This is a genomic window from Bacteroides sp. QWL-09, assembly GCF_058683585.1.
Map to the genome: position 1 here is coordinate 1,615,072 of NZ_CM178748.1, position 24,230 is coordinate 1,639,301.

At 41.7% G+C, this 24,230-nt stretch carries 14 protein-coding genes; 4 read left to right on the top strand and 10 right to left on the bottom strand.

The features are described from left to right. Window positions 1-4 precede the first annotated feature (4 nt). The 4 genes from AC4PG5_RS06315 to AC4PG5_RS06330 all read left to right on the top strand — a co-directional run bounded on the left by AC4PG5_RS06315 (window position 5) and on the right by AC4PG5_RS06330 (window position 6,106). Complete coding sequence (locus AC4PG5_RS06315; protein ID WP_492030566.1) at window positions 5-1,279, top strand: sugar MFS transporter; 1,275 nt, start codon at window positions 5-7, stop codon at window positions 1,277-1,279. Window positions 1,280-1,320: 41 nt separating this feature from the next. Then, entirely contained in the window at window positions 1,321-3,936 is a 2,616-nt protein-coding gene (locus AC4PG5_RS06320; protein WP_492030567.1) for a DUF4962 domain-containing protein, read from the top strand. A gap of 360 nt (window positions 3,937-4,296) precedes the next feature. Further along, window positions 4,297-5,130 (top strand): deoxyribonuclease IV, encoded by an 834-nt coding sequence (nfo, locus tag AC4PG5_RS06325; RefSeq protein ID WP_492030568.1) that lies wholly within the window; start codon window positions 4,297-4,299, stop codon window positions 5,128-5,130. 31 nt (window positions 5,131-5,161) lie between these two features. Next, on the top strand, window positions 5,162-6,106 hold the full coding sequence (locus tag AC4PG5_RS06330) for a hypothetical protein (protein ID WP_492030569.1): 945 nt from the start codon (window positions 5,162-5,164) through the stop codon (window positions 6,104-6,106). Window positions 6,107-6,244: 138 nt separating this feature from the next. Here AC4PG5_RS06330 and AC4PG5_RS06335 read toward each other — a convergent pair whose 3' ends face one another. The 10 genes from AC4PG5_RS06335 to AC4PG5_RS06380 form a co-directional block, all read right to left on the bottom strand. Then, the gene (locus tag AC4PG5_RS06335; protein ID WP_492030570.1) at window positions 6,245-7,873 is read right to left on the bottom strand and encodes a sulfatase family protein; all 1,629 of its coding nucleotides are present in this window, start codon (window positions 7,871-7,873) and stop codon (window positions 6,245-6,247) included. Window positions 7,874-7,875: 2 nt separating this feature from the next. Continuing rightward, window positions 7,876-10,206: a glycoside hydrolase family 3 N-terminal domain-containing protein gene (locus tag AC4PG5_RS06340; protein ID WP_492030571.1), complete on the bottom strand. Its 2,331-nt coding sequence runs from the start codon at window positions 10,204-10,206 to the stop codon at window positions 7,876-7,878. A gap of 4 nt (window positions 10,207-10,210) precedes the next feature. Then, the gene (locus AC4PG5_RS06345) at window positions 10,211-11,797 is read right to left on the bottom strand and encodes a sulfatase family protein (protein WP_492030572.1); all 1,587 of its coding nucleotides are present in this window, start codon (window positions 11,795-11,797) and stop codon (window positions 10,211-10,213) included. Window positions 11,798-11,807: 10 nt separating this feature from the next. Then, the gene (locus tag AC4PG5_RS06350) at window positions 11,808-13,235 is read right to left on the bottom strand and encodes a sulfatase (protein WP_492030573.1); all 1,428 of its coding nucleotides are present in this window, start codon (window positions 13,233-13,235) and stop codon (window positions 11,808-11,810) included. A gap of 19 nt (window positions 13,236-13,254) precedes the next feature. After that, the gene (locus AC4PG5_RS06355) at window positions 13,255-14,892 is read right to left on the bottom strand and encodes a RagB/SusD family nutrient uptake outer membrane protein (RefSeq protein WP_492030574.1); all 1,638 of its coding nucleotides are present in this window, start codon (window positions 14,890-14,892) and stop codon (window positions 13,255-13,257) included. 19 nt (window positions 14,893-14,911) lie between these two features. Then, window positions 14,912-18,031 carry a SusC/RagA family TonB-linked outer membrane protein gene (locus AC4PG5_RS06360; protein ID WP_492030575.1) on the bottom strand — a complete coding sequence of 1,040 codons (3,120 nt, stop codon included), beginning with the start codon at window positions 18,029-18,031 and terminating at the stop codon, window positions 14,912-14,914. Window positions 18,032-18,137: 106 nt separating this feature from the next. Then, window positions 18,138-19,580, bottom strand: coding sequence for a sulfatase family protein (locus AC4PG5_RS06365; RefSeq protein ID WP_492030576.1), 1,443 nt, complete (start codon window positions 19,578-19,580; stop codon window positions 18,138-18,140). Window positions 19,581-19,585: 5 nt separating this feature from the next. Beyond that, window positions 19,586-20,773: an endo-1,4-beta-xylanase gene (locus AC4PG5_RS06370; RefSeq protein ID WP_492030577.1), complete on the bottom strand. Its 1,188-nt coding sequence runs from the start codon at window positions 20,771-20,773 to the stop codon at window positions 19,586-19,588. Between the two features lie 230 nt (window positions 20,774-21,003). Continuing rightward, window positions 21,004-22,509, bottom strand: a complete 1,506-nt coding sequence (locus AC4PG5_RS06375; protein WP_492030578.1) for a sulfatase — start codon at window positions 22,507-22,509, stop codon at window positions 21,004-21,006. A 25-nt stretch (window positions 22,510-22,534) separates the two neighbouring features. Beyond that, window positions 22,535-24,097, bottom strand: a complete 1,563-nt coding sequence (locus AC4PG5_RS06380) for a sulfatase (protein ID WP_492030579.1) — start codon at window positions 24,095-24,097, stop codon at window positions 22,535-22,537. Between the last annotated feature and the right edge of the window lie 133 nt (window positions 24,098-24,230).

The following is a 24,230-nucleotide window of genomic DNA, read 5'->3' on the forward strand; positions in this document are numbered from 1 at the left end:
TACGATGAAAAAACACTTAGGCATGCTAACGCTCATTATGGCGTTCTGGTTTACGATCTCTTTTATTACCAATATCTTAGGGCCACTCATCCCCGATATTATCCATAATTTTCAATTAAGCGATTTGGCTATGGCAGGGTTTATCCCCACTTCTTTCTTTCTAGCCTATGCCATCATGTCGATACCGGCAGGATTGCTAATCGATCGTTTTGGAGAAAAACCGGTATTATGGTGTGGCTTTCTTATGCCTCTAATCGGCACCTTACTGTTTGCGAACTTTCCAACCTACCCGATGTTGCTTACTTCATCGTTTATCATCGGATTAGGAATGGCCATGTTACAAACCGTTCTCAACCCTCTGCAACGTACCGTCGGTGGTGAAGAGAACTACGCCTTTGTAGCCGAACTGGCACAGTTCATGTTTGGCATTGCTTCTTTTCTGAGTCCATTGGTTTACACTTACCTGATTCAGAATCTCAATGCTGATCACTATGTCGCAGGAAAAAACGGACTGATTGATCTTTTAGCCGGACTAACCCCAAAAGAGATGCCATGGGTTTCTCTCTATTGGGTATTCTCTGCCCTACTGCTGATCATGCTAGTTGCCGTAACTCTGTCTCACTTTCCCAAGATCACTTTAAAAGAAGATGAGAAAAGCGGATCGGCGGACTCTTATTTCAAGCTTTTTAAACAGAAGTACGTCTGGTTGTTTTTCCTAGGGATCTTCTGTTATGTCAGCACCGAACAGGGTACTTCCATCTTTATGAGTACTTTTCTGGAGAAATACCACGGCGTAGATCCACAAACGACCGGAGCACAAGTCGTTAGCTATTTCTGGGGACTGATGACCGCCGGTTGCGTGGTAGGTATGATCCTATTAAAACTGATCGACAGTAAACGGTTATTGCAATTCTCCGGCATCACCACCATTATCTTGCTACTCTTAGCTCTTTATGGAAGCCGTACGATCTCCATAATGGCTTTCCCAACCATTGGATTTAGCATCTCCATGATGTTTTCAATCGTGTTCTCATTAGCACTCAACTCGGCCTCACAGCATCATGGCTCATTTGCAGGTATTCTCTGTTCGGCCATTGTTGGAGGAGCCGGAGGACCTCTTATTGTCAGTGCGATTGCCGATCTAACTTCGTTGCGTGTTGGTATGCTCTCCATTATTGTCTTCGTTGGCTACATCACCTTTATTGGTTTTTGGGCCAAGCCATTAATTAACAACAAAGTCATCCCTCTGAAAGAACTTTTTACCCGAAAAGGTCAATAATCGACTTTCCGTCACCAATTATTCATAGAAAAAGAATACACATGAAACGTTATATCCCCTTTTTTTTACTCATACTCAGTTGCCTTTCAAACGGATATGCTCAAAAGAGCATTCTTCGTCTGAATCAATCAACACTGATGCATGAAGTACGCGAAACGCCCTCTCCGGCAGACGGCGAGCAGTTGAGCGTTAACCCGCCACGCTTGATGTGGCCCGATAAATACCCGCATCTTGGTGCTGTGCTCGATGGCGTGGATGAACAAGACTTCAAACCCGAAGTCACTTATCGTGTTCGCCTATCACGCGACCCGAAGTTCAAAAAAGAAGTCCTAACAGCAGAACGGAAATGGGCTTTCTACAACCCATTCCAGAAACTCGACAAAGGAACATGGTACTGGCAACACGCCTACGTGACTCCGGAAGGTCAAGAAGAATGGTCGCCCATTTATCGTTTTTACATCACCGGTAAAGAACGGTTGTTCAACCCGCCTTCACTAACCGACGTTTTGAACAAACTGCCAACGACTCACCCTCGTGTGTTGTTAGATAAGACGAGTTGGAATACCATCATCGAAGGCAATAAGACTAACCCAGAAGCTTTGGCCTATATTGCCAAAGCCAATAAATGCCTAAAGCGTCCGCTCAAACATTTGGCAGAAGAGATTGATACCACACAAGTGGTTAAGCTGACCAACATTGTACAATACCGTTCAGCCCTAATTCGCGAAAGTCGCAAGATCGTCGATCGTGAAGAAGCCAATCTTGAAGCCATCGTACGCGCTTATCTCCTTACGAAAGACGAGACCTATTATCGCGAAGGTATCAAACGTCTCATCGAGATCCTCTCTTGGAAAAACAGTAAATATTTCGCGGGCGATTTCAATCGTTCGACAATCTTGTCCATGAGTACTTCAGCTTATGACGCTTGGTATGACCTCTTAACTCCCGGAGAGAAAAAGATCCTTTTAAGATGTATTCGCGATAACGGAAAGAAATTCTTCCATGAATATGTGAACCATCTAGAAAATCGCATTGCCGACAACCATGTTTGGCAGATGACATTTCGTATTCTCAATATGGCAGCCTTTGCCACTTATGGAGAATTGCCGGAAGCCTCAACTTGGGTGGACTATTGTTACAACGAATGGGTTTCACGCTTGCCTGGACTCAATACCGACGGAGCATGGCACAATGGAGATTCTTATTTCCAAGTCAATATCCGTACGCTCATCGAAGTACCCGAATTCTATTCTCGCATTAGCGGATTCAACTTTTTTGCGGATCCATGGTATAACAACAATGCCTTATACGTAATCTACCATCAACCACCTTTCTCTAAATCGGCGGGACATGGAAATTCTCACGAAAGTAAAAAACAACCCAACGGCGTACGTGTGGGTTATGCCGATGCCTTAGCACGTGAATGCGGTAATGTTTGGGCAGCAGCGTATGTCAACGCCATCATGGAGCGCGACCCAGATATTCTAAAAAGCGGCTTTCTGGGTAAGTCTGGCGACCTAACTTGGTATCGTTGTATCACCACAAAGGTTTATCCGAAAGATCAACATCAACTCAATGAGCTCCCTATGGCAAAAATCTTCAATGAGACAGGGGTTGCCACCATGCATAGCCAATTAGGAGATGTAGAAAGTAATGCCATGCTATCGTTCCGATCTAGTCCATACGGATCAACCTCACACGCCTTAGCCAATCAGAATGCTTTCAACACTTTCTATGGCGGAAAAGAAATTTTCTATAGCAGTGGGCACCGTACGGGATTCACAGACGACCATTGCATGTACGCTTATCGTAATAGTCGTGCACACAACACCATCTTAGTCGACGGAATGACACAGATCATCGGCACAGAAGGATACGGTTGGATGCCCCGTTGGTACGAAGGCGAACAACTCTCTTATATGGTGGGCGATGCTTCAAACGCCTATGGTAAAATCACCTCTCCGTTATGGTTAAAACGCGGAGAATTATCCGACACTCAGTACACTCCGGAAAAAGGATGGGACGAGAATAAGCTCAACCGCTATCGCCGTCACATCGTACAGTTGGGACGTACCGGTCTTTTCGTTATTTACGATGAATTAGAGGGTAAAGTTCCCGTGACTTGGAGTTATCTACTTCATACGACCGAACTCCCAATGACCGTCAATACAAAAGGCGACGAAACAACCGTGATCGGTCAAAATAAAGCCGGCGGTCAATCCATCGCCCATCTATACGCTTCGGAAAAAGTAGAGACCAGTGTAATCGACACCTTCTTCTGCGCCCCAAGCAATTGGAAAAATGTGACTAATGCCAAAGGTGAGACGGTGAAATACCCTAATCACTGGCATTTCTCGGCAAAAACTCAAAAATGCCTCACCGCACGTTTCCTCACCATCATCGACACCCACGGAAATAATCGCGAGTCGATGCCTATTATTCGCCATGGTGACACCTTTATGGTAGGAAGTTGGATGATCCGTTGTAACCTAAAGGCAATCGGTTGCGCTGCATTTGAAATTTCCAATCCAGCAGAAAAGGTGACCTTACGTTACGATGAAAGCCGTGATAACGGAAAAACAATCATCACCGATCGCGTAAAAGGGAAAAAAGTAAAACGTGCATTAAGCGACTACCTCCCACCATTCGAAATCTAATGGAAGTTCTAGGTTAATCGCATCCTATTTATATGACTTTTGCCAGTCGTAAAACCGATTATTCAGGTTTTGCGACTGGTTCTATTTTAGGAGGAGTGTCCATCCTCACTAGATACGGTCGTCCGTGTTCCGAGATGCAGTACTTTTAGCAACAAGGTACGATGCTTTTTCTTCAAGATACAGTCTTATTTTCGAAAGATATAATCAATAGAGAAAAAAGACTGATAAGAGCTAATTTTAACGAAAATGGCATTTCCGATCGTCTCTTTCTTCCATTTTATTCAATTCAAACCAATAAATAGAACAAAATAGGCGATTAATTGTATATTTGCATAGAAACATCAAAAAAAATATAATTATATGAAATACATTGGAGCCCACGTGAGTGCCTCGGGGGGCGTAGAATTTGCACCTATCAATGCCCATGAAATTGAAGCCAACGCTTTCGCTTTATTTACAAAAAACCAACGTCAATGGGTGAGCAAACCGTTAACAGATAAAAATGTAGAAGCCTTCAAGGCTAACTGTACACGTTATGGCTTTCGACCAGAGCATATCTTACCGCACGATAGTTACCTCATCAACCTCGGGCATCCTGAGAAAGAAGGGTTAGAAAAAAGTCGCGCAGCTTTTCTTGACGAGATGAAACGGTGTGAACAACTTGGATTAAAGCTACTTAACTTTCATCCCGGCAGTCACCTCAATAAGATCAGCACAGACGAATGTCTAAGTCGCATTGCCGAAAGCATTAATCTCGCTTTAGCAGAAACCGACGAGGTGACAGCGGTGATAGAGAACACAGCCGGACAAGGTAGTAATCTAGGGTATGAGTTCGAACATTTAAAATACATCATTGACCGTGTAGACGATAAAAGTCGTGTTGGAGTTTGTCTAGACACTTGTCACACCTTCACTGCCGGCTATGACTTGGTAAATGAGTATGATTACGTATTCAACCGCTTTGAAGAGATTGTAGGTTTCAACTATCTACGAGCCATGCATATCAATGATTCTAAAAAAGGAGTTGCTACGCGAGTGGACCGTCACGATAACATTGGACAGGGCTACATCGGTGGTCCTTTCTTTGAACGATTGATGAAAGATCCACGCTTCGAAGAAATGCCTCTCATCTTAGAGACTCCCGATGAAAATAAATGGTCGGAAGAGATTGCATACTTAAGAAGTTTAATGTAAACCACATGGTTTAATATAAAATTAATCAGTTATGAAAAAAAACACGTATTTATTAGGAGCCATCATTCTAGGGTTAACTAGTTGTCAATCGACTCCAAAGACATCCGATCAAGATGTCATCAATATGACCACTTATGCAGGACATTATGTCAGCGACGGTTATGAACAACGAAATGAAGGGTATGATTGGGTTGGCGTTAGTATTGATGCAAGTAGCGACAGCACGGCACAAATATCTATTCGATCACGAGCAGATCAAAAGAAACCAACTTGCACTTTTGACGCAGAAGCTAAACTAATCGGGAAAGATTCTCTAGAAAGTATATACGAAGGAAAAAGCATCTTATATCTATTTAAGAATGATTCTCTAATCATAAAAGGACGTGATCAAGAAGCCGAAAACCAGCTTTATTACTTCTGTTCTGGAGGGGCAACAGTAGCTGGGACTTATGTAAAAATCAACGGAGATCTAGATCAGACTCAAATTGACAAAACCGTTTTTAAAGCTTCTTTCGGTTATGATCAATTGATGTTTTTCACCAATCAAAAAGAAGGTAAACTAACCATTCGTCCGGTAGGATTAACTAAAGATAACCGTGAAGTCGTTCGCGAGCTGAAAGAGGATGTCAAAAGTGCTGAAATTGGTGATATAGATGGCGACAACTCACCGGAACTCTTTTTCTACGTAAAATCGGTAAACAATGGCTTGACCGTGGTAGGATACTCTACAAACAACGGCAAATCACTTAGCGAAGTTAGCCTTACTCCAATAGCTGAAAACGATACAATATTGAACGGATACAGAGGTGAAGATGAATATGCCATGGTAGAGAATAACTTAATCCGTCGATTCCCTATCTTCGAGAAAGAAGATAACAACTTCAAAAAAACTGGGAAAATGCGTCAAATTCAATACAAACTTAAACGTGGAGAGGCCTGTAAAATCTTAGAAATCGACAAAGTGATCGAGTTTTAACCAACGATCCCTTCAATAGGCTAAGATTAGAAGGGTCAATCATTTATAAGTCAAGAATAATATTAAACGAATTGAGCCTTCAACTCTTTTATATAGAGTTGAAGGCTCAATTCGTTTAAAGATAAGCAAAAGCCACCATCAACGCTTCATAAAACGTACAACAGAAGAAGGTGCATAACCTATGCGCTCGGCTTTCACCGTCAACTCATCACCAGGCAACAGCTCAATAGGAGCAGTATAAAGCCTCCAATGAGCTGGGTTTCCATTCAATCCTTTCCCATTGATTTGATAAGACATTGAAAGTCGATCGCAAGCATTAACAATCATGATTTTACCATCAATCTCCTTCAGACGAGGAGAACTAGCCTGAGGCTTCTTTTTCTCGGGCCACATTCTGTGAATAAAATCATCTTCGGTAAACAAGACCCAATCTGCATTATAAGCCTCAATCCACTCCTTCTTAAAAGCTAAACGCATCTCTTCAAGTACCTTTTTATAATTAGGATCATTAGCTAAGTTATGAATCTGATGAGGATCCTTCCGACAGTCGTATAATTCTTCCCGATCAGCAGGCGCTTCAAACCAACGGCTCTGCACAGCATTCAACTTTCCCGCCTCATAAAGTTCGACCATATTGCGCATCATGGGCATCTGTAATCTAAAAGCATTCGGTTTATAAATAGAACTTTCCGGCATATAATTGTAGAGGTATAAATAGTGATCGGAACGTATCGAAGCCCGTTTTTCCACCTGCTCGTCAAATCGATCGGTTGCCCCAAACACATATCGACGCTCATGCTCCGCCGCATACTCCCCATACATTGCTTGTCCATGCATATAAGAAGGGCGTTTAATGTGCGCTAAAGACAAGATCGTTGCAGGAATATCTACAAACATATTCATGGCTTCGTTCTTCATTCCGGCATTCCAACCATCAGGAAAACGAATCATAAAAGGTACACGTGTCCCTGAGTCCATAAGTTCACGTTTAGCGCGGGGCAACGGACCACCATTATCGGAATAAAAAATGACAATGGTATTTTTCGCTCGATCAGAAGCCTCAAGTTCTTGAATTAACTGGGCAAACTGCTGATCCATTTTTGCAATATTGCTATACAACACTGCCATATCATGACGAACGACTTGATTATCGGGATAATAAGGCGGTAAAAGGACGCTATCGGGATGGACAACCAGCGGCTTATCGGTATTCTTCCAAATAAACGATTCGTGTGTCACATTCAAATTAAACGTTGCCAAAAACGGGCGATCGGCAGGTGTATGTTTCCAATGCGCCGCATTTCCTTGTTCGTCCCATGCCGATTGAGGATGATTAAACTGATAATCCGTTTTGGCATTATTAGTACAGTAATATCCTTCTCGACGCAAGAGTTCAGTGTAACATCTCACTCCATCAGGTGGAATAACCTCAAACGACTTATTGAAATAGTTCGCTCTCATATAATTTGCACCATCGGTCGAAGCATAGCGTCCGGTAATCAACGCGTAGCGACTTGGAGACGAAACACCGACACAAGTATACATATTTGTATGCAAAATACTTTCATCAGAGAATGCATCTAAGTTAGGCGTTATCGCTACATCATCGCCATAGCAGCCCAAATAAGGACTAATGTCTTCACAAACAACAATCAGAAAATTTGGTTTCTGAAGCAAAGGTCTATTTACAGTATCAGCACTGGCATAAGAACATGCCAATGCTGAAGACACTGTAACAAACACGGTAGATTTTGTCACATTCATCATACTTACATAACTTCAACTACAACTTTCTTTAAATCTTTATCGACCGATGAAGATCCGACCATGACTTCAAAGACTCCTTTCTCTACCGCATATTTCATCTCTCGATTAAAAAATGCGAGTTTATCCGGAGTAACCGTAAAGATCACTTCTTTAGTTTCACCAACTTTTAAGTTTACCCGTTTGAAATCTTTCAATTCTTTCACCGGACGGGTAGCAGAACTATATAAATCGCGTATATAAAGTTGAACGACTTCAGTACCCTCACGACCACTCTGGTTCATCACCTTAACTCGCACTTCGAACGTCTCTTTATCAGAGATCTTATTTTTCGAAACAGTTGGAGCATCGATCACAAATTTAGAATAAGACAAGCCAAAACCAAAAGGATAAAGCGGAGTAATGGCTCCATCTTTATAAGGATGGAAGTACTGCGATGGCTTATGGTTATAGATCATCTGAATCTGACCGGCATGACGAGGAATAGAAACCGGTAATTTAGCAGAAGGATTTGTTTTTCCGATTAAGATATTCGCCAAAGCTGTTCCTCCAAAAGATCCCGGTTCGAAAGCTTGAATCAATGCCGGCACATTTTGAGCGGTCCAGTTCACACTCAAAGGACGTCCGCCAACGAGTACTACAATCGTTGGTACACCTGTCCGATGAATGGCTTGAATCAACTCTCTTTGAGTTCCTAACAGATCAAGACCCATGCGATCGACATTTTCACCACAAGTTTTGGTTTTCTGATAACGCAACGGGTTCTCACCCACTACCACAATCGCTAAATCTGATTTTTTAGCCAGCTCGGCCGCAGCTTTCACCTTTTCCGGCGAACGTTGTTTCACATCGTCACCATAATCGTAGAACTTCACTTTATCCTTACCCGCAGCCATTTGAAGACCTTCAAGTACAGTCACCACATTTTCTTCCGGCTGTTGTAATGTCCAGTCACCTAGAATCGTATGATTATTAGCGTTTGGTCCGGTTACCAAAATGTTTTTATACTTAGATAAATCCAATGGCAACAATCCATCGTTCTTCAATAAGACAATTGATTTCTCAGCAGCTTCCAAAGCCGTCTGGCGATGTTGGGCATTAAAAACCGTTTTCTTATAGTTTTTTAAATCCACATAAGGGTGTTCAAACAAACCTAATTTAAACTTGGCTTCAAGAATTGCCCGACAACCTCGATCAATCTGAGCTTCAGAAAGACGTCCTTCCTTCACCAATTCAATCAACCCTTCCGCAAATCCAGGGCCGTGCATATGCATATCCAATCCCGCATTAACCGCTTCATAGTAAGCATCCTTCATGGTTGGAGCATAATGATGTAAATCATAAATACGCTCCACATCCATCCAATCGCTCACAATAAAACCATTAAACTTATACTCATCACGAATAATATCAGTCATCATCCATTTATCGGCGTGACAAGGAATGCCATTCAATTCATTATGAGCGGCCATCACCGTAAAAACCTTCGCTTCTTCCACAGCTGCTTTATACGGAGGCAAATAAACCTCACGTAACGTACGTTCGGATACATCCATCGGTGCAGCATTGGTTCCATTAGACGGTTCACTACCGGCGATCAAATGCTTAGCACAAGCAATAACCTTGTCTTGTCCCATGAAATCAGCACCTTGATACCCTTTTATCGTAGCTACTCCCATACGAGTCACAAGATAAGGATCTTCACCAAATGTTTCGCCAACGCGCCCCCAACGCGCGTCACGAGCCACGTCGATATTAGGAGTAAAGGTCCAATGCGCACCAGCAGCTCGAACCTCAAGAGCTGATTCACGACTCATCTTCTCCACCAAATCCGTATCAAAACTTGCAGCTTGTCCAATAGGTGTCGGATAAACCGTCGTTCCACTCACCAAAGCATTACCATGAATCGCATCAATACCTACGATTAAGGGAATTTGCAGACGACTCTGCATGGCTAGCTTCTGAAGTTCATTGCTCTCTTCAGGGGTTACCACATGAAGAAAAGAACCGACCATTCCTTTTTTAGTCAACTCCAAAAGGTCGTTAATACTTAAATCCGGATAAAAGCCATGTGCATCATCACCCTTAGCGACCTTCTGACCTTTAAACTTTGCTTGAGTCTCCCGAATATGTCCCGGGCCAACATACTGACAAAGTTGTGCCACCTTCTCCTCGAGCGTCATACGTTGCATCAAGTCGGCCACACGTTTTTCTACCGATTGTGTCGGATCTTTATATAAAGGTGTATTCGCTTTATGCGCCTCTCCTCCACCCGAGAAAGCCATCATAGGCAGGGTCACTACACCCGCTAGAAGAGTCTTTAATCTTATATTCATAACCTTATTCTTCGTATCTAAGCATATATTTATCTGTCATTTTTCTTCTCTCTGTGAGCGTTTGAGCATCATCATACTTCTTCTGCAAACGAGTAATCTCACCCTTCAACTCCTTAACCGTCGCTTCGTATTTCCGATCACCATAAAGATTGTTCACCTCATTCGGATCATTTTTTAAGTCGTAAAGTTCCCACACATCAACATTATAATAGAAGTGTATCAACTTAAAGCGATCGGTACGTACTCCATAATGCGGTTGTACATTATGCCATTTTGGATATTCAAAATATTGGTAATAAGCCGATTTACGCCAGCTTTTAACCCCCTGATCGCCCTTTGCTAATAATGGTTTAAGACTTTCACCTTGAATATCTTTAGGAATCTTCACGCCGGCATAATCCAATAATGTAGGAGCAATATCAATATTCAAAGCTAACTTACTCAAGTTTTGCCCCTTCTTAATCGCTTTAGGATAACTAATCAAACAAGGCATCTGAAGTGCTTCTTCATACATCCAGCGTTTGTCGTACAATCCATGTTCACCCAAGAAGAAGCCTTGATCGCCCATATAAACGATAATCGTATTCTCATAGAGATCATGCTCTTTCAAATATTTCACTAGACGTCCCACTTGATCGTCCACCGAACGAATCACACGCAAATAGTTCTTTAAGTAGATTTGAAACTTCCATTTTTTCAACGCTTCACCTTTCAGCGTCTCGTTCGGACTCCAATATTGGTTCTTTCCAGAACCACCCCACCAAAGCCATTTATTCCGTTCTTGAGGGGTCAAACCTTCGGGAGGCGTTTGTTTTAAATCGCCACGTGACAAGTGATTTTCGATACTAGCCATATTTTCCCCTAAAGTCTTCTCGCGTCCGGCATAAGTATCGTCGAATGTCGCAGGGTAAGGAAATTCCACATCATCAAACAAATGCTGATAGCAAGAGTCAGGTTCCCATGGACGATGCGGCGCTTTAAAATGTAGCATCATGCAAAATGGCTTCTCCTTGTCGCGTTGCTGATCGATCCAGTTCAAAGCCGCATCAGCAGTCAGACGAGTCGCATAGCCTTTTTCTTTTTTCTTTTTACCATTAGTGCTGTAAATTGGGTCCCAATACGTTCCCTGCTGACTAGCATTTGCATGAATCTTATAGTAATCAAATCCAGCAGGATCAGAGAACAAGTGCCACTTTCCGAAAAGAGCAGTCGTATACCCGTTCTCGCGTAATATCTTCTGATACTGTTGTTGGGTGTTATCGAATACAATTCCGCCCTCATTCTGATAAAATCCATGTGACGTACTATATTTACCGGTAAGCAGACAAGCCCGACTCGGTCCGGAAATTGAATTGGTACATAACATATTACGCATGATAGCGCCCTCGTTCCCGATCGCATCAATATTCGGTGTAGGTGCTAGTTCAGCATTAATTCCACCATATGCACTAATAGCCGTGCGTGCATGGTCGTCCGATAGAATAAAAATAATATTCGGACGAGTAGTCTCTTGTTTCTTTGCGCCAGATGCCCAAGCCGATAAAGCAGCCAAGCCACATCCGCATAAAGAAAGAATACGATTTGTGTTCATTGTATATCTTTTATTTAATCATAAAATCTTTTCCGCGACGTTTCAAAAGTTCTTGTTGCAGTTTCTGAATCAACGCTTTGTTTTCAGGATGTTTAGCGACATTCTTGGTCTCCATTCGATCATGGTTATACAAGAAAAGCATATTCGTTAAGAATTGATCTTTCTTATCATACCACTCTGTATAGCCATAATGACGGTCGAAATAGGTCAGCCCGTTGTGCCACTTGATAATTGCACAATCTTTCCAAGTCTTGTCCTCTCCATGCAGAAGCTTCATGAAGCTTTCTCCTTCAGTATGTTGAGGAATAGGAAGACCAACAGCTTCGCACAATGTCGGATAGAGGTCGACAAACTCAACCACCTTTTCCTCCTTACCCTTCTTGGCATTATCCGGATCGAGGACAATAAGTGGCGCGTTATTGACGATATTAAAATTAGAATGCTTACACCATTGATTATGATCGCCCAAACTCCAACCATGATCGCCCAATAAAACCACAACTGTGTTCTTGTCAAGCTCTAAACGCCGAAGTTCTGCCATGATTTTGCCCACTTGTGCATCCGTGTAGCTCACACAAGCCCGATACCCATGAATCAAGGTTAATGCCTCCTCAGGAGAGATATCTCCTTGAGTCGGTATCCCTTTGTAATAACGTATCTCATTATAAGCATGAAAAGCTTCTTTAGGGAATCCCTTCCGATCAAACTTAAAAGTTTCCGGCAAGCTAATATTTTTCCGATCATAAAGATCCCAATAACGCTTCGGAGCATTGAATGGCAAATGTGGTTTCAACAATCCCACTGCCAAAAAGAACGGTTGATTTTTCTTCTTCAACGACCGTAAATCCTTGATGGCTTTTTCAGTTGTTTTGCCATCAAAATAGGCCTCATCCGGAACGTCCAAACACTCATAAGCCGTAGGACCACCCTTCTTTTTCTCCACAGATAAGTTCTCATCTCCCAAGTAATCACGCCACGTCTTCGATGGACCTTTAGGCATCCATCGTTTACTCCACGATCGTTTAGCAGCATCATTTTTTCCATGAATTACTTTACTGTTTGAGATCGTTGTATAACCATTTTCCTGAAAATACTGAGGCAACGTCACATTGTCCGGTGCATCCTCATCTATTTCAGAATTAACATCCCAAAAACGAGTTTTGCCCGGACGCAGACCTGAAAAGATAGAAGCCCGCGATGCCCCTGAAACAGGGACATTGCAATAAGCATTCTGAAACATTACTCCCACCGAAGCCAACGAGTCGATACAAGGAGTTTTCATATAATCAGCACCGTAACAGTTAAGTTCCGGACGCAAATCGTCAATAATCAGAAACAAGACATTCTTTTTTTCAGTGATCTCCTCTGATTGAGCAAAAGCAGAGGTTGTTCCAAAGGCAGAAAGTGCTAATCCGATATATTTCCTATTGAAAAACATGAAGCAATTCTTTTATAAATTAATAACCATAGTTTTGTTCATCTTGAGAAATCTGTTCATTACGTGAAATTTCATCGGCTGGGAACGGAAGCAATAAATTCTTACGTACCGACTCATCAGTAATCTCATAAGTATAAACAAATTTCACATTTGAAGGATTCAGATTCTGAGAAGCATACCAACTGCCAACAAAAGTATTATGCTCTTCCATCATTCTTCGTAAAGACTCAGTTCCTCTGCGACGTATTGTATACCATTCGTCACACTCACCAGTCAGTTCTTTTAGACGTTCACGGAAGACACGCTCACGGAACAATGCCTTATCTGCCTTCTCCAGATCAGTTACAGCAAGCGGATAAACCTCTTCGGTCGAAATCGTTCCATCTCCATTTGCATCGCGCGCTCGATCGAGTACTTCATTCAAATAGTCAGCTGCATCTGCCGAACCTATTTCATTGGCAGCTTCAGCCAATACCAATAATAAATCGGCATAACGATAGTAGACAAAGTTGGCACTTGAAGCCGATGCAGTCATGGTCGGATCATAATACTTCTTCCAAGCTGCATATTCCGAATCCGCTTGTTTATAAACCAATTTCAATTTATTGATATCCGCCTTTTTAGTTGGGAATAACATCACATTCTTAGCAGGTGCAAAAATGTTCTTATATTGGCCATACACAAAAGAGGCCTCACGACGAGGATCCGCTTCATCGAACTGATTGAAAGCCAACTGTGTCGGTCTTGTCTTTCCCCAAGTCTTACCTAATGCAGCGACATTCGACATTAAATCGTGTCCCACCGGAAATGTGGTTTCAGTCAGACGTCCGCTATTGATGGCCGATGAAAACTGAATCTCAAAGATCGATTCTGCATTATTCTTATTCGGACTACCAAACAGATTAGCATAAGGACGAACCAATTGATATCCTCCATTATCGTGCACATCTTTCGCCGCGTCATAAGCTTTTTGCCAATATTCAGAAGATTCTTCATTGCCGGCCATAGTCAGATACACCTTTGCCAATAATGCCTGAGCAGCATATTTATGAGGGTGACCTTCTACCTTATTAGTTGGCAATGGTAATAAATCGTATCCTTTCTGTAAATCACTAACAATCGTTTCATAAACTAGACTAACTTCACTACGAGGACTTTGTGCCTCGGCATACGAAGTGACCGGTTTAGTAACCAAACAAACTTTACCAAACAAACGAACCAGGTTAAAGTAAGAGACAGCACGAATAAAATAAGCTTCCCCACTGATCCGATTACGTTCCGATAGTTCGATTGTACTAGTTTGCATACCATCGATAATGTCATTGGCCGAATTAATGGTCTGATAAAGTCCGTCGTACATCTTCGTCATATTCACATCCGAAGGCAACACATTCATCGTTGTCAGATTTACATCATTGGTCTTAAGGCTCACTCCCATCCCTGAAGAAGTACTCAAGACATGAAAATAGTTAAAAGCATAACCATCATACCCAGCCATCATAGCATAGCATCCGGCCAAAGAAGCCTTAGCAGAACTCAAAGAATTGTATACGCCTTCTTTAGCCACCGAAGTAATAGGCTCTTCATTTAAAAAATTACTACACGATGTCATCGCCAAAGCGCAAAACGATAATAATGTATATTTAATTCGTTTCATTTTGTTTTTCCGTATTAAATTAGAAATTTGCAATTACTCCAAAAGTGAAGTTTCGTGCAGAAGGATAAGATGTTAAATCAATTCCCATACGATCAACATCACTACCAAACGTATTCACATCAGGATCGAACCCACTATAAGAAGTCCATGTAAAGACATTGCCTACAGTCGCATTGAAAGTCAGCGATTGAATAGCTTTAGACTTCTTAAATTTCATAAGATACGATAATGAAATCTGAGACAATTTGAGATAACTGCCTTTTTCAATAACACGATCGCTCAACACGCCCTTAGGTTCGTATGCCAAACGCGGATACGTATTGCTCATATTTTCCGAAGTCCAAGCTTGATAGAAAGCCTCTTTGCGCACATTTAAGTTGGCATTCTTTACATCTGTTTCATCAATAAGGTTAGCATTGATAATATCATTACCATAAACCCCATTGAAGTTCAAGTCAAGCGTCCAATTCTTATATGAGAGAGAAGTATTAAACGCATAAGTAAACTTCGGATTAGGATTACCTAAGACCACACGATCTTTATCGTCAATCACATAATCACCATTTTGATCTACATATTTCACATCCCCGGCAACAATTGGCATTCCATTAATGACCAGAGGATTAGCTTGGTATTCCGGAGAGTTATATTCTGCCTCCTGCATAATGCCATTAGTCTGATATCCCATAAACAAACCGATAGAACGCCCTACGAGGAACACATTACCCGGGAATTTAGTGTAGGTATTATTACCGACATTCTCTCCCCAATAGCCTCTCTCATTTTTCAAGACACCAAAGTCAGCAGGAGCCATTCCAAGTTCTTTAATCGTATTTTTAGCCAATGCGATATTACCACCTACAGTCCAATTCCACTGTTTATTGGTAAATGGGATCGCTTCAACAGAAAGTTCAAGTCCCTTATTCTCGATCTTACCATTATTAATCCACATTGTTTTGTAACCGGAAGAACTCGGCAAAGCGATTTGTTGCAAAAGATCCTTAGTATGCTTAATGTAAGCATCAACAGTAAAAGTTAATCGTTGATGAAACAAACCTAAATCAAAACCGACATTGTATTGTTCGGACGTTTCCCATTTCAGATTAGGATTAGGAATAAGTGCCGGGACTAATCCGGGTTCACCTGTTCCATCAGGTTTAGCAGCAATCACGTTATTATAACTTGGCAGCGTTTGATAAGGAGCAATGGCTTGATTTCCAACCTGTCCCCAACCTAATCTTAATTTCAAATTAGAGATCTTATCAAATTGACTCATCCATTTCTCTTGATTAACACGCCAAGCCAATGCAAAAGAAGGGAAATAACTAAAACGATGTTTTTTATCAAACTTACTTGATCCATCCGCACGGAACGTTGCAGTCAGCACATAACGTTCGTCATAATTATAAATAGCACGTCCCAAGACAGAGAATAGTTGCTCGCCTGTTTTAATATAAAGAAACGGATAAGGTTTGGCTGCTTGAGTAATGCCATCATAACGAAGATCACCCGTAAAGAAATCTTCTCCGGTCATACTCGTTTGTTTCAGATTTTTCTTATCATATACCACACCAACCGTTCCATTGATGTTATGCTTCTTAGCGAACTTATGATTAAACATCAACAGAGCTTCCGTATTATATGAACGGCTAGTCAACTCAGCAAGACCAGCTTTACCATTGGTTTGAGCACCAATAGACGTCATTTTTCCGAACCACATGGAACGTTCTTTACGACGATAAATCATACCTCCCTTCAAACGGATAGTCAACCATTTTAAAGGTTTAATATCGAAAGCTAGATTTGTATTAAACGTATTTTCCTCACTATCATCATCATAATCGGTAAACCAAGCTTCAGGAGAAGTGACATCCTCATCATACTCTGTATACTCATCTTGCCCGGTTCCTTTAAGTGGTTTAAACGAAATCATGTGGCGAACAATACTAGTCCGTGTATTGGCCAATTTATCGGTACCCGAAGTCATGGAAGTATTGACAGTAGCAAACGCAGAATTACTTTTTAAGGTAATAAAGTCGTTAATCTCCTGCTCCAAGTTAAAACGGAAGTCATACTTGTCCACTCCAGTTTTACGGATCACCCCTTGTTGGTCGGAATATCCGGCAGCTAAATAATAAACAGTTTTCTGGCTCTTGCCGCTGACACTCGCTCTATAGTTTTGTGACACGGCTAAACGTGTAGAGGCTTTTTGCCAATTAATAGGCGTATAGCCGTCCATAGTCATTTTCACGCCATCTTCACCAATAAATTCCGGAGCATTACGAAAATCAAGATAGTCATAAGAGTCGAGCATTGGGATCTCACGAGCCAGAGTGGAGAACGTCGTATTTGCACTTACCATCACATTAGGCTTACCTGTATTTCCACGTTTAGTTGTAATTAATATTACCCCATTAGCCCCTTGGGAACCATAAATAGCGGTTGCCGAAGCATCTTTTAAAACTTCAATACTCTCAATATCCTGCGGACTGATAGACGCTAGTGGATTTTGTTCTTCAGCACGAGAATTACCCCCTCCTTGTCCCGCAGACATTGGATTCATCGTATCCCCTAAGCCGCTCACAATATTACCATCGATCACATAAAGCGGAGAATTATTACCACGCAAAGAGCTCGTACCTCGGATGCGCACATTAACCGATCCACCAGGAGCTGCACTACCCGTAGAAACAGTAATACCCGCAGCTTTACCTTGAAGCATTTTATCGAACGAAGTCGCCCTTGCTGCCTCTTCATCAGACGTTTTAATCGATGAAACCGATCCTGTCAAATCACTTTTTCTCACACTACCGTAGCCTACCACAACAATCTCATCCAGTTCAGTAACATCCGGTTCTATCTCAATAGTCAGAATTGTTCGGCCTTTCAAAGGTACGTGCTTAGTCTTATAACCGACATAAGACACCACCAATATTCCATCCTTAACATTTGGAACGTTCAACGAAAACTTACCGTCGAAATCCGTAATCGTACCGACCCCGCTAGCCCCCTTAAGCTGGACGGTAGCACCTATCACAAGCTCTTTCCGCTCATCCACAACAGTACCTTCGACTTTAATGGCATGAGCATAAAGACTCATAAATGATAAAAATAACAAAAAGACAAATTTGCTTTTCATAAGTCATTAGTTTTAAAATAAAAAATAGAAATCGAAAAATGATGCCCCAAATGTATCCTAGTCCATTTAGACCAAGGTTTGAAAGCCGTTTTTCAAGGTTTCATTTTCATTTTTTCTTCTTTTTCGGAGCTTTTACGAGAACTGTTGGATAATTCTCTATATGTTTCTTCATTTCCAGACGAAAAGAATCCAACTGTTTTTGAGCATCACCCGACGATTCCAATACATTCTTCATCTCACCGGGATCATTCGATAAATCAATCAGCACTTCATGATCACCATCTTTATCAAAAAGAGTATATTTATAATGTCCCGTGATCTGAGAGACAAACCACTCCGATTCTACAAAAACGGACTGACGGTACAACGGGATATCCTTTCCTTTTATCCGATCGATCAAAGAGACCCCATCCAATTCAGCAGGTTTCTCTATACCGGCTAGATCACACAACGTCGGCATTAGATCAATACCATTGCACACTAAGCTGTCGTCAAACTTATACAATGGAATACCCTTACCGGAAAAGATCAATGGCACGCGTTGGCACTCCTCATACGGCAAACTCTTTGTAACGCTATGATGTGCAGCCTGCATCTCACCATGATCGGATGTAAACACAACAATAGTATTCTTTTTCAATTCAGGATTGGCATCCAAAGCGTCCAATATCCGTCCGATATGCGCATCAACTATCGACACCAATTCCGCATAAGTCCACCTATACTTTTTCCAATACCAATCCGGAAAATCCAAGAAACGCTTACGCGTAAGTTTCGTATCAGGATATCCTACCGTTTGAGCAAAGTTAAAAGGCAAATCAGGTACGATATCTCGATAGAACAGCAAGGAATCATAAGTCGCCGCTCGTTCACGAAGCATCTGTACTGTTTTTATCTTATCAGCTTTATCCCCCTTGATAACCGTCGAAAGATTCGTACTGCTTTCCAAACAAATATCATGTGGGTTCAAAAACGATGAAACAAGAAGTAACGGTTTATCGGTCGACTTACGATGAGCAATAAAGTCGGCCGTCACACGACTCAATTCCTCACGTTCATCTTTAGTAAGATACGTTTGAAATCCATAACCCGCAGGAGCAGCAAACTTACTATTTCCGGCACGCCCGGAGAAAGGCAAATGCACCTTTCCGCCATAAACCGTTTCGTACCCACCTTTAGTAAACACATTTCCCATGCCGTTAGTTTCCAGCATCGGACGAACAGAACTTTCCTCAACACCACGACATCGGTTCTCACGAATGCCATAAGCTCCACCATATTTACCTGTAAACAATGAGAACCGTGAAGGTACCGAAACCGGATTAGAACAATACGTTTGTGTGAACGACACCCCATCCTTTACCAAGCGATCAATATTAGGGGTCTGTGAATACCCCCCGTCATAAAGCTGACGATAGGCACTAATCATATTGAATGATTGCTGATCGGTCATGATCAGAATAATATTAGGATGATTCTCGGCTGCTATTGCTTCATGACAAGCATTCGCACACAAACAAGCAAACAACGATGTTTTTAAAAGATTCATAGTCATTAGATTTTAATAGCGTTAATCAGTTCTTTTTTAATGCGGAAATAAGCCTTTCGGGGAGTGCCGTCGTTTCTCCACAAAGTACCGTTCCAATCCGGGTTAGCTGTATCTTCATCGCGTACATTCCAGAAATTTAGGCCAACAACTCCATTTTCCTTATTTTTCAACAGCACATTAAGAACAGCAGCAAAAGTATCTGCTTGTGCTTCTTCATCAAGATGAGCAGGATCTTTCATCCAAACATTCATCTCAGTGACATGAAACTCCAAAGCATTGGTATGACACCATTTAATGAATGCATCGAGTCGCTCTAAGTTTCCGGGAATTTTTTCCCATCCGCTATCAATATGTGCCTGCCAACCTAATCCATCCACCCGCCGATGCTTCACCTCACGCAGATACTTCACTAAGTTTTTCATCTTCTCCCACACAATCTCCTCAAAGCGCCCATGTTGATTGATGATTTGTTTCAAGTTTGGAGCATACTGATTGGCTAGTTCAAACGCTCGATCGATATAAAGAGGAACTTTAAGCTCACTCTGTTCATCAAACCCAATAATCGTCCATGGATTTTCCCATTTATCAGTACCCTTACGCGGCGAAAACCAATCACCAGGTTCACAATCATTAAACCCTTCTCCACCGCCTTTAACCTTCTCCGGACAGATCGTTTCGTTCACCACATCCATCCAAAGCACTTGCGGTGTCTGGTTGTATCGCAGACAAAGGGCTGTCATATATTCATCCAACATCCGGCTCAGCTCCTCCGGAGTACGTTCATCCTCTCTGACCCATGGTGAACATTGAGGGCTTATAGGACCATGAATGCGTAGTACTTGTCGCTGCGCAGTGGCATGATCAACATATGCATCAGGATATTCCCAACGCCAACGATCGAAAGTCGGGTGAATGTAACTCTGTTTAAAATCATTAGAAGGAGTAATGTAAGAGAATTCCCGATCAGCAATCTCAGTCGACAATTGTCCAATCAGCTTTGCATGATTGGCCGTACCAATATAAAAATGATGATTACCATACTTCTCCACGATCTCACGAATGGGTAAATTCATTAAACGTTGCATTTCTCCATCCGTAAAAGGCGAATGCTTCTGTCCATTTACAGAGTCCGTGCAAGAAATCAGAGTCAAGTAACACAAACAAAAAAATCTTATCCAAAAATAGTTTTTCATATATTCAAAGCGTTATAGTTTAACCTGATACAAATATAAAAACAAACCAAAGCCAAAAGGTTTGAATATTATTCACTAACGTTTCATATCTGTTTTTTCAAAGACAATCAACACCTTATGCCTTACAAAACAGTCTGAGACTAAAAAAGGTATGCCTATCATCCAGACATACCCTTTTGTTATCCATTCAATCCTTTTACCTATTTCTAACCAGCTACGAAAACAAAACTTTAAAAATCATTCTCTAATTTATTATGCTTATTTTTTATCTTTTCCTTATTCTTATTCCCTTTCTCACTCTTTTTCATTTTATCACCAAACATGTAAACCTGATACTCTTCACGCCAAGTCTTGATCTTATCCATTAGTTGAGTGGTCAGTTCCGGTTTTTCATCCTTTAAGTTATGTGTCTCACCCGGATCATTCTTCAAATCATATAACTCGATACGTCCTTGTTGGTAGAAATCGATCAATTTATAATCGCCGGAACGAACGGCCGTCGAAACATAATCGCCCGTTGAATTGGGTCGTTCAGCTGCCTTGTGCCAAAATAAATCGCGCGTTCCAAAGCTCTTATTCCGATCAGCTTTCAATAACGGTTTTAAACTCATCCCGTCCAATTGTGCCGTTTTAGAAACAGGGGCTTCACATAAATCGGCCAAAGTCGGCAGTAAATCATAGCTTACCACACATTCCTCTTTAACAGCAGCTTTTTTCTGTCTAGGTAAATGAATCAATAATGGAACCCGAAGTCCCCCCTCATAAAGATGGCCCTTACCAGCTCTAAACGGTGCATTAGTAGTTGCCAATTCCCTATATTTCTCCCCTCTATTCGACAGGCCGCCATGATCAGAGATAATCACAATCACCGTATTATCATACTGTCCACTAGCTTTCAAAGCCTCTACCATACGACCAACACCTTGGTCAACCGATTCAATCATTGCCGCATACACAGGGTGATCTTGTTGTGTTTTACCAAACCCAGCCTCTTCTTTCATCAAAGGATCATCACTCAATCGCATCTTTTCCTTTTTAATCTGATACTTTTTAATCATCTCGGGCTTAGCTTGCAAAGGGGTATGTACCGCATAGAAACTACAAACCGCAAAAAACGGATTTTTATGATCTTGCTTAATATAAGCGACCGTCTTCCGTACCATATAATCAGTAAGATACTCACCAGGAGCAGCATCCTCCATTCCATAGATCAATCGGTCGGCATTACTATCACCTTTTTTATTGAACGGCGCAAAATACGACCCGGTAGCTCCGGCATGTCCAGCTCCAATATTGATATCAAATCCCTTATCCTCCGGACCGGTCTCTTGATCACTCAAATGCCATTTGCCAATAATGAATGTAGAATAGCCAGCAGCCTTAAAAGGCTGAGCAATACAATAGCTCTCCGCATCCACCTTGCGGTCGTCGCTCTTAGCTCCTTTCTGCGGACGTGCACAGTGACGCCCCGTAATCAGAGAGTAACGCGAAGGGACGCTTCTAGGATAGGCCACATAAGCTTGTGAGAAAGTGGTCGATTCTTTCGTTAGTTGATCAATATGATGAGTTTCATAAAACTTTGACCCGGCAAACGATAAGTCATGCGCTCCCCAATCGTCGACCACAATCATTAAGACGTTGGGTTGATCGACATCCTGTGCAAAAGTGTCAGCGAAAGGAATCGCCGTTGTACCTAGAGCGGCAAGCATTCCGCACGCTGTTTTCATTCTTTTCATGATATGAATATGCTAAAATTAAGTTTCAAAAGTTCTCCTCACAATAGTTCTTCCAATAGCCCTTCATGCGAGCTAGTTCTTGACTATATTCAGTCCGTCCGGCCACATTAACCGTTTCATTGGGATCTTTCACATAGTCATAAAGTTCTTCTGCATACACGGTTTTGATATCTGTTTGCTTATTCTCCCATTTCACCCAAACCGTATATCTATATCTGGAATCTCTAAACGAATATCCCATTTTCTTTACTCTTGGATACTGACTAACCGCATAAGGTTTAATGCCTTTACTATTTTTTTTATTTTTTATGATATGACTCAAGCTCTGTCCTTCAAGATGTGCAGGCTGATCAATACCGGTTAAGTCGCACAGCGTAGGATAGATATCGATAAAGCCGACCGGAGTCTCAACTTTTTGAGGTTTGGCAGAAGGATCAATGATCAACAAAGGCACATGAGTGGCTTGCTCAAAGTTCGAGTGTTTATTCCATAATCCATGATCACCAAGATGCCATCCATGATCGCCCCAAAGCACAATAATTGTATTCTGGCTAACCCCCTTTTGCTGTAGTGTTGCGACCAACTCACCAATCAAAGCATCGACATATGAGACACAAGCATAATAGCCATGAATCAGTTCACGAGCTTTATCATCAGGAATTTGCAGGTTTTCAATATCAGAAAAGCTTGCCAACGGAGGAATATCGGAATAGCTCCTCAATTCTCCGGAATTATGATAGGCGAAATCCGGGCTATCGACAGCCTTTTTACGATATTCAGCCAAAGGCATCTTGCTTCTATCGTACAACTTCCAATACTTTTCCGGTGCACAAAAAGGCAAATGAGGCTTCTTAAATCCAACCGCAAAGAAGAAGGGTTTATCGCTATTATACTCCTTAATGAAGCGAACCGCTCCCTTTAACGTCCCCCCATCCAAATAAGCATCATCCGGCACATCGACACACTCAGTCGACGGTTTTAGGAATTTCTGAACATAATTCTCTATTTTGCGATTTTTCAACCCCTTAGCTTGGGCTTCTTCCCGGTAAGTCTCATATAGACGTTTAGTCGTTTCACTCTGATAATGCGCCATCACCGGTCTACCAAACTCCGGATTCAAATAATCTTCTTGACTGATATAAGGTAACGACCAAGATCGTTTATCTTGTTGTTTATCGACCGAACGCGGATCGTATATCTTACCAATACCCGCCACCACATAACCATTATTTTTGAAATGTTCCGGAAGAGTAACCACCTCAGGATTATTTGCACGAATAAGAGTTTTCAAGTCCCACACCTTAGTGCGGTCAGGTTTCATACCAGTGAGCAAACTCGCACGACTCGGCCCGGAGACAGCCTGTTGACAATAAGCTTGAGTGAACAATGATCCTTGCTGAGCCAAACGATCGATATTAGGCGTAACCGCTACTCCATCGCCATAACAGCCCAAGAGCGGTTTTAAATCGTCAACGGCAATGAACAAGACGTTCTTACGTGGATTCTTAGCCTGCCCTACCTCTTCAGCTTGAACAGCAGAATACGACGATGCCATGATTAAACCGGATAAAAATAAACTTTGTTTCATTAATAGTAGATTATTAAAGTATATGTGTCATTGTTAATTATAAACGAACAGATGCAAAAGTAAGACATTAGAAACTGCAAAAGGTTTGTTTTCTAACCAAACAAGTTCCTTTTTTGTTTTATTCCAATAGACC

Excerpts from the sequence above, each read along its gene's own strand:
- AC4PG5_RS06315 (WP_492030566.1), top strand. The coding sequence starts at position 5 with ATGAAAAAACACTTAGGCATGCTAACGCTCATTATGGCGTTCTGGTTT.
- AC4PG5_RS06320 (WP_492030567.1), top strand. The coding sequence starts at position 1,321 with ATGAAACGTTATATCCCCTTTTTTTTACTCATACTCAGTTGCCTTTCA.
- nfo (WP_492030568.1), top strand. The coding sequence starts at position 4,297 with ATGAAATACATTGGAGCCCACGTGAGTGCCTCGGGGGGCGTAGAATTT.
- AC4PG5_RS06330 (WP_492030569.1), top strand. The coding sequence starts at position 5,162 with ATGAAAAAAAACACGTATTTATTAGGAGCCATCATTCTAGGGTTAACT.
- AC4PG5_RS06335 (WP_492030570.1), bottom strand. The coding sequence starts at position 7,873 with ATGATGAATGTGACAAAATCTACCGTGTTTGTTACAGTGTCTTCAGCA.
- AC4PG5_RS06340 (WP_492030571.1), bottom strand. The coding sequence starts at position 10,206 with ATGAATATAAGATTAAAGACTCTTCTAGCGGGTGTAGTGACCCTGCCT.
- AC4PG5_RS06345 (WP_492030572.1), bottom strand. The coding sequence starts at position 11,797 with ATGAACACAAATCGTATTCTTTCTTTATGCGGATGTGGCTTGGCTGCT.
- AC4PG5_RS06350 (WP_492030573.1), bottom strand. The coding sequence starts at position 13,235 with ATGTTTTTCAATAGGAAATATATCGGATTAGCACTTTCTGCCTTTGGA.
- AC4PG5_RS06355 (WP_492030574.1), bottom strand. The coding sequence starts at position 14,892 with ATGAAACGAATTAAATATACATTATTATCGTTTTGCGCTTTGGCGATG.
- AC4PG5_RS06360 (WP_492030575.1), bottom strand. The coding sequence starts at position 18,031 with ATGAAAAGCAAATTTGTCTTTTTGTTATTTTTATCATTTATGAGTCTT.
- AC4PG5_RS06365 (WP_492030576.1), bottom strand. The coding sequence starts at position 19,580 with ATGAATCTTTTAAAAACATCGTTGTTTGCTTGTTTGTGTGCGAATGCT.
- AC4PG5_RS06370 (WP_492030577.1), bottom strand. The coding sequence starts at position 20,773 with ATGAAAAACTATTTTTGGATAAGATTTTTTTGTTTGTGTTACTTGACT.
- AC4PG5_RS06375 (WP_492030578.1), bottom strand. The coding sequence starts at position 22,509 with ATGAAAAGAATGAAAACAGCGTGCGGAATGCTTGCCGCTCTAGGTACA.
- AC4PG5_RS06380 (WP_492030579.1), bottom strand. The coding sequence starts at position 24,097 with ATGAAACAAAGTTTATTTTTATCCGGTTTAATCATGGCATCGTCGTAT.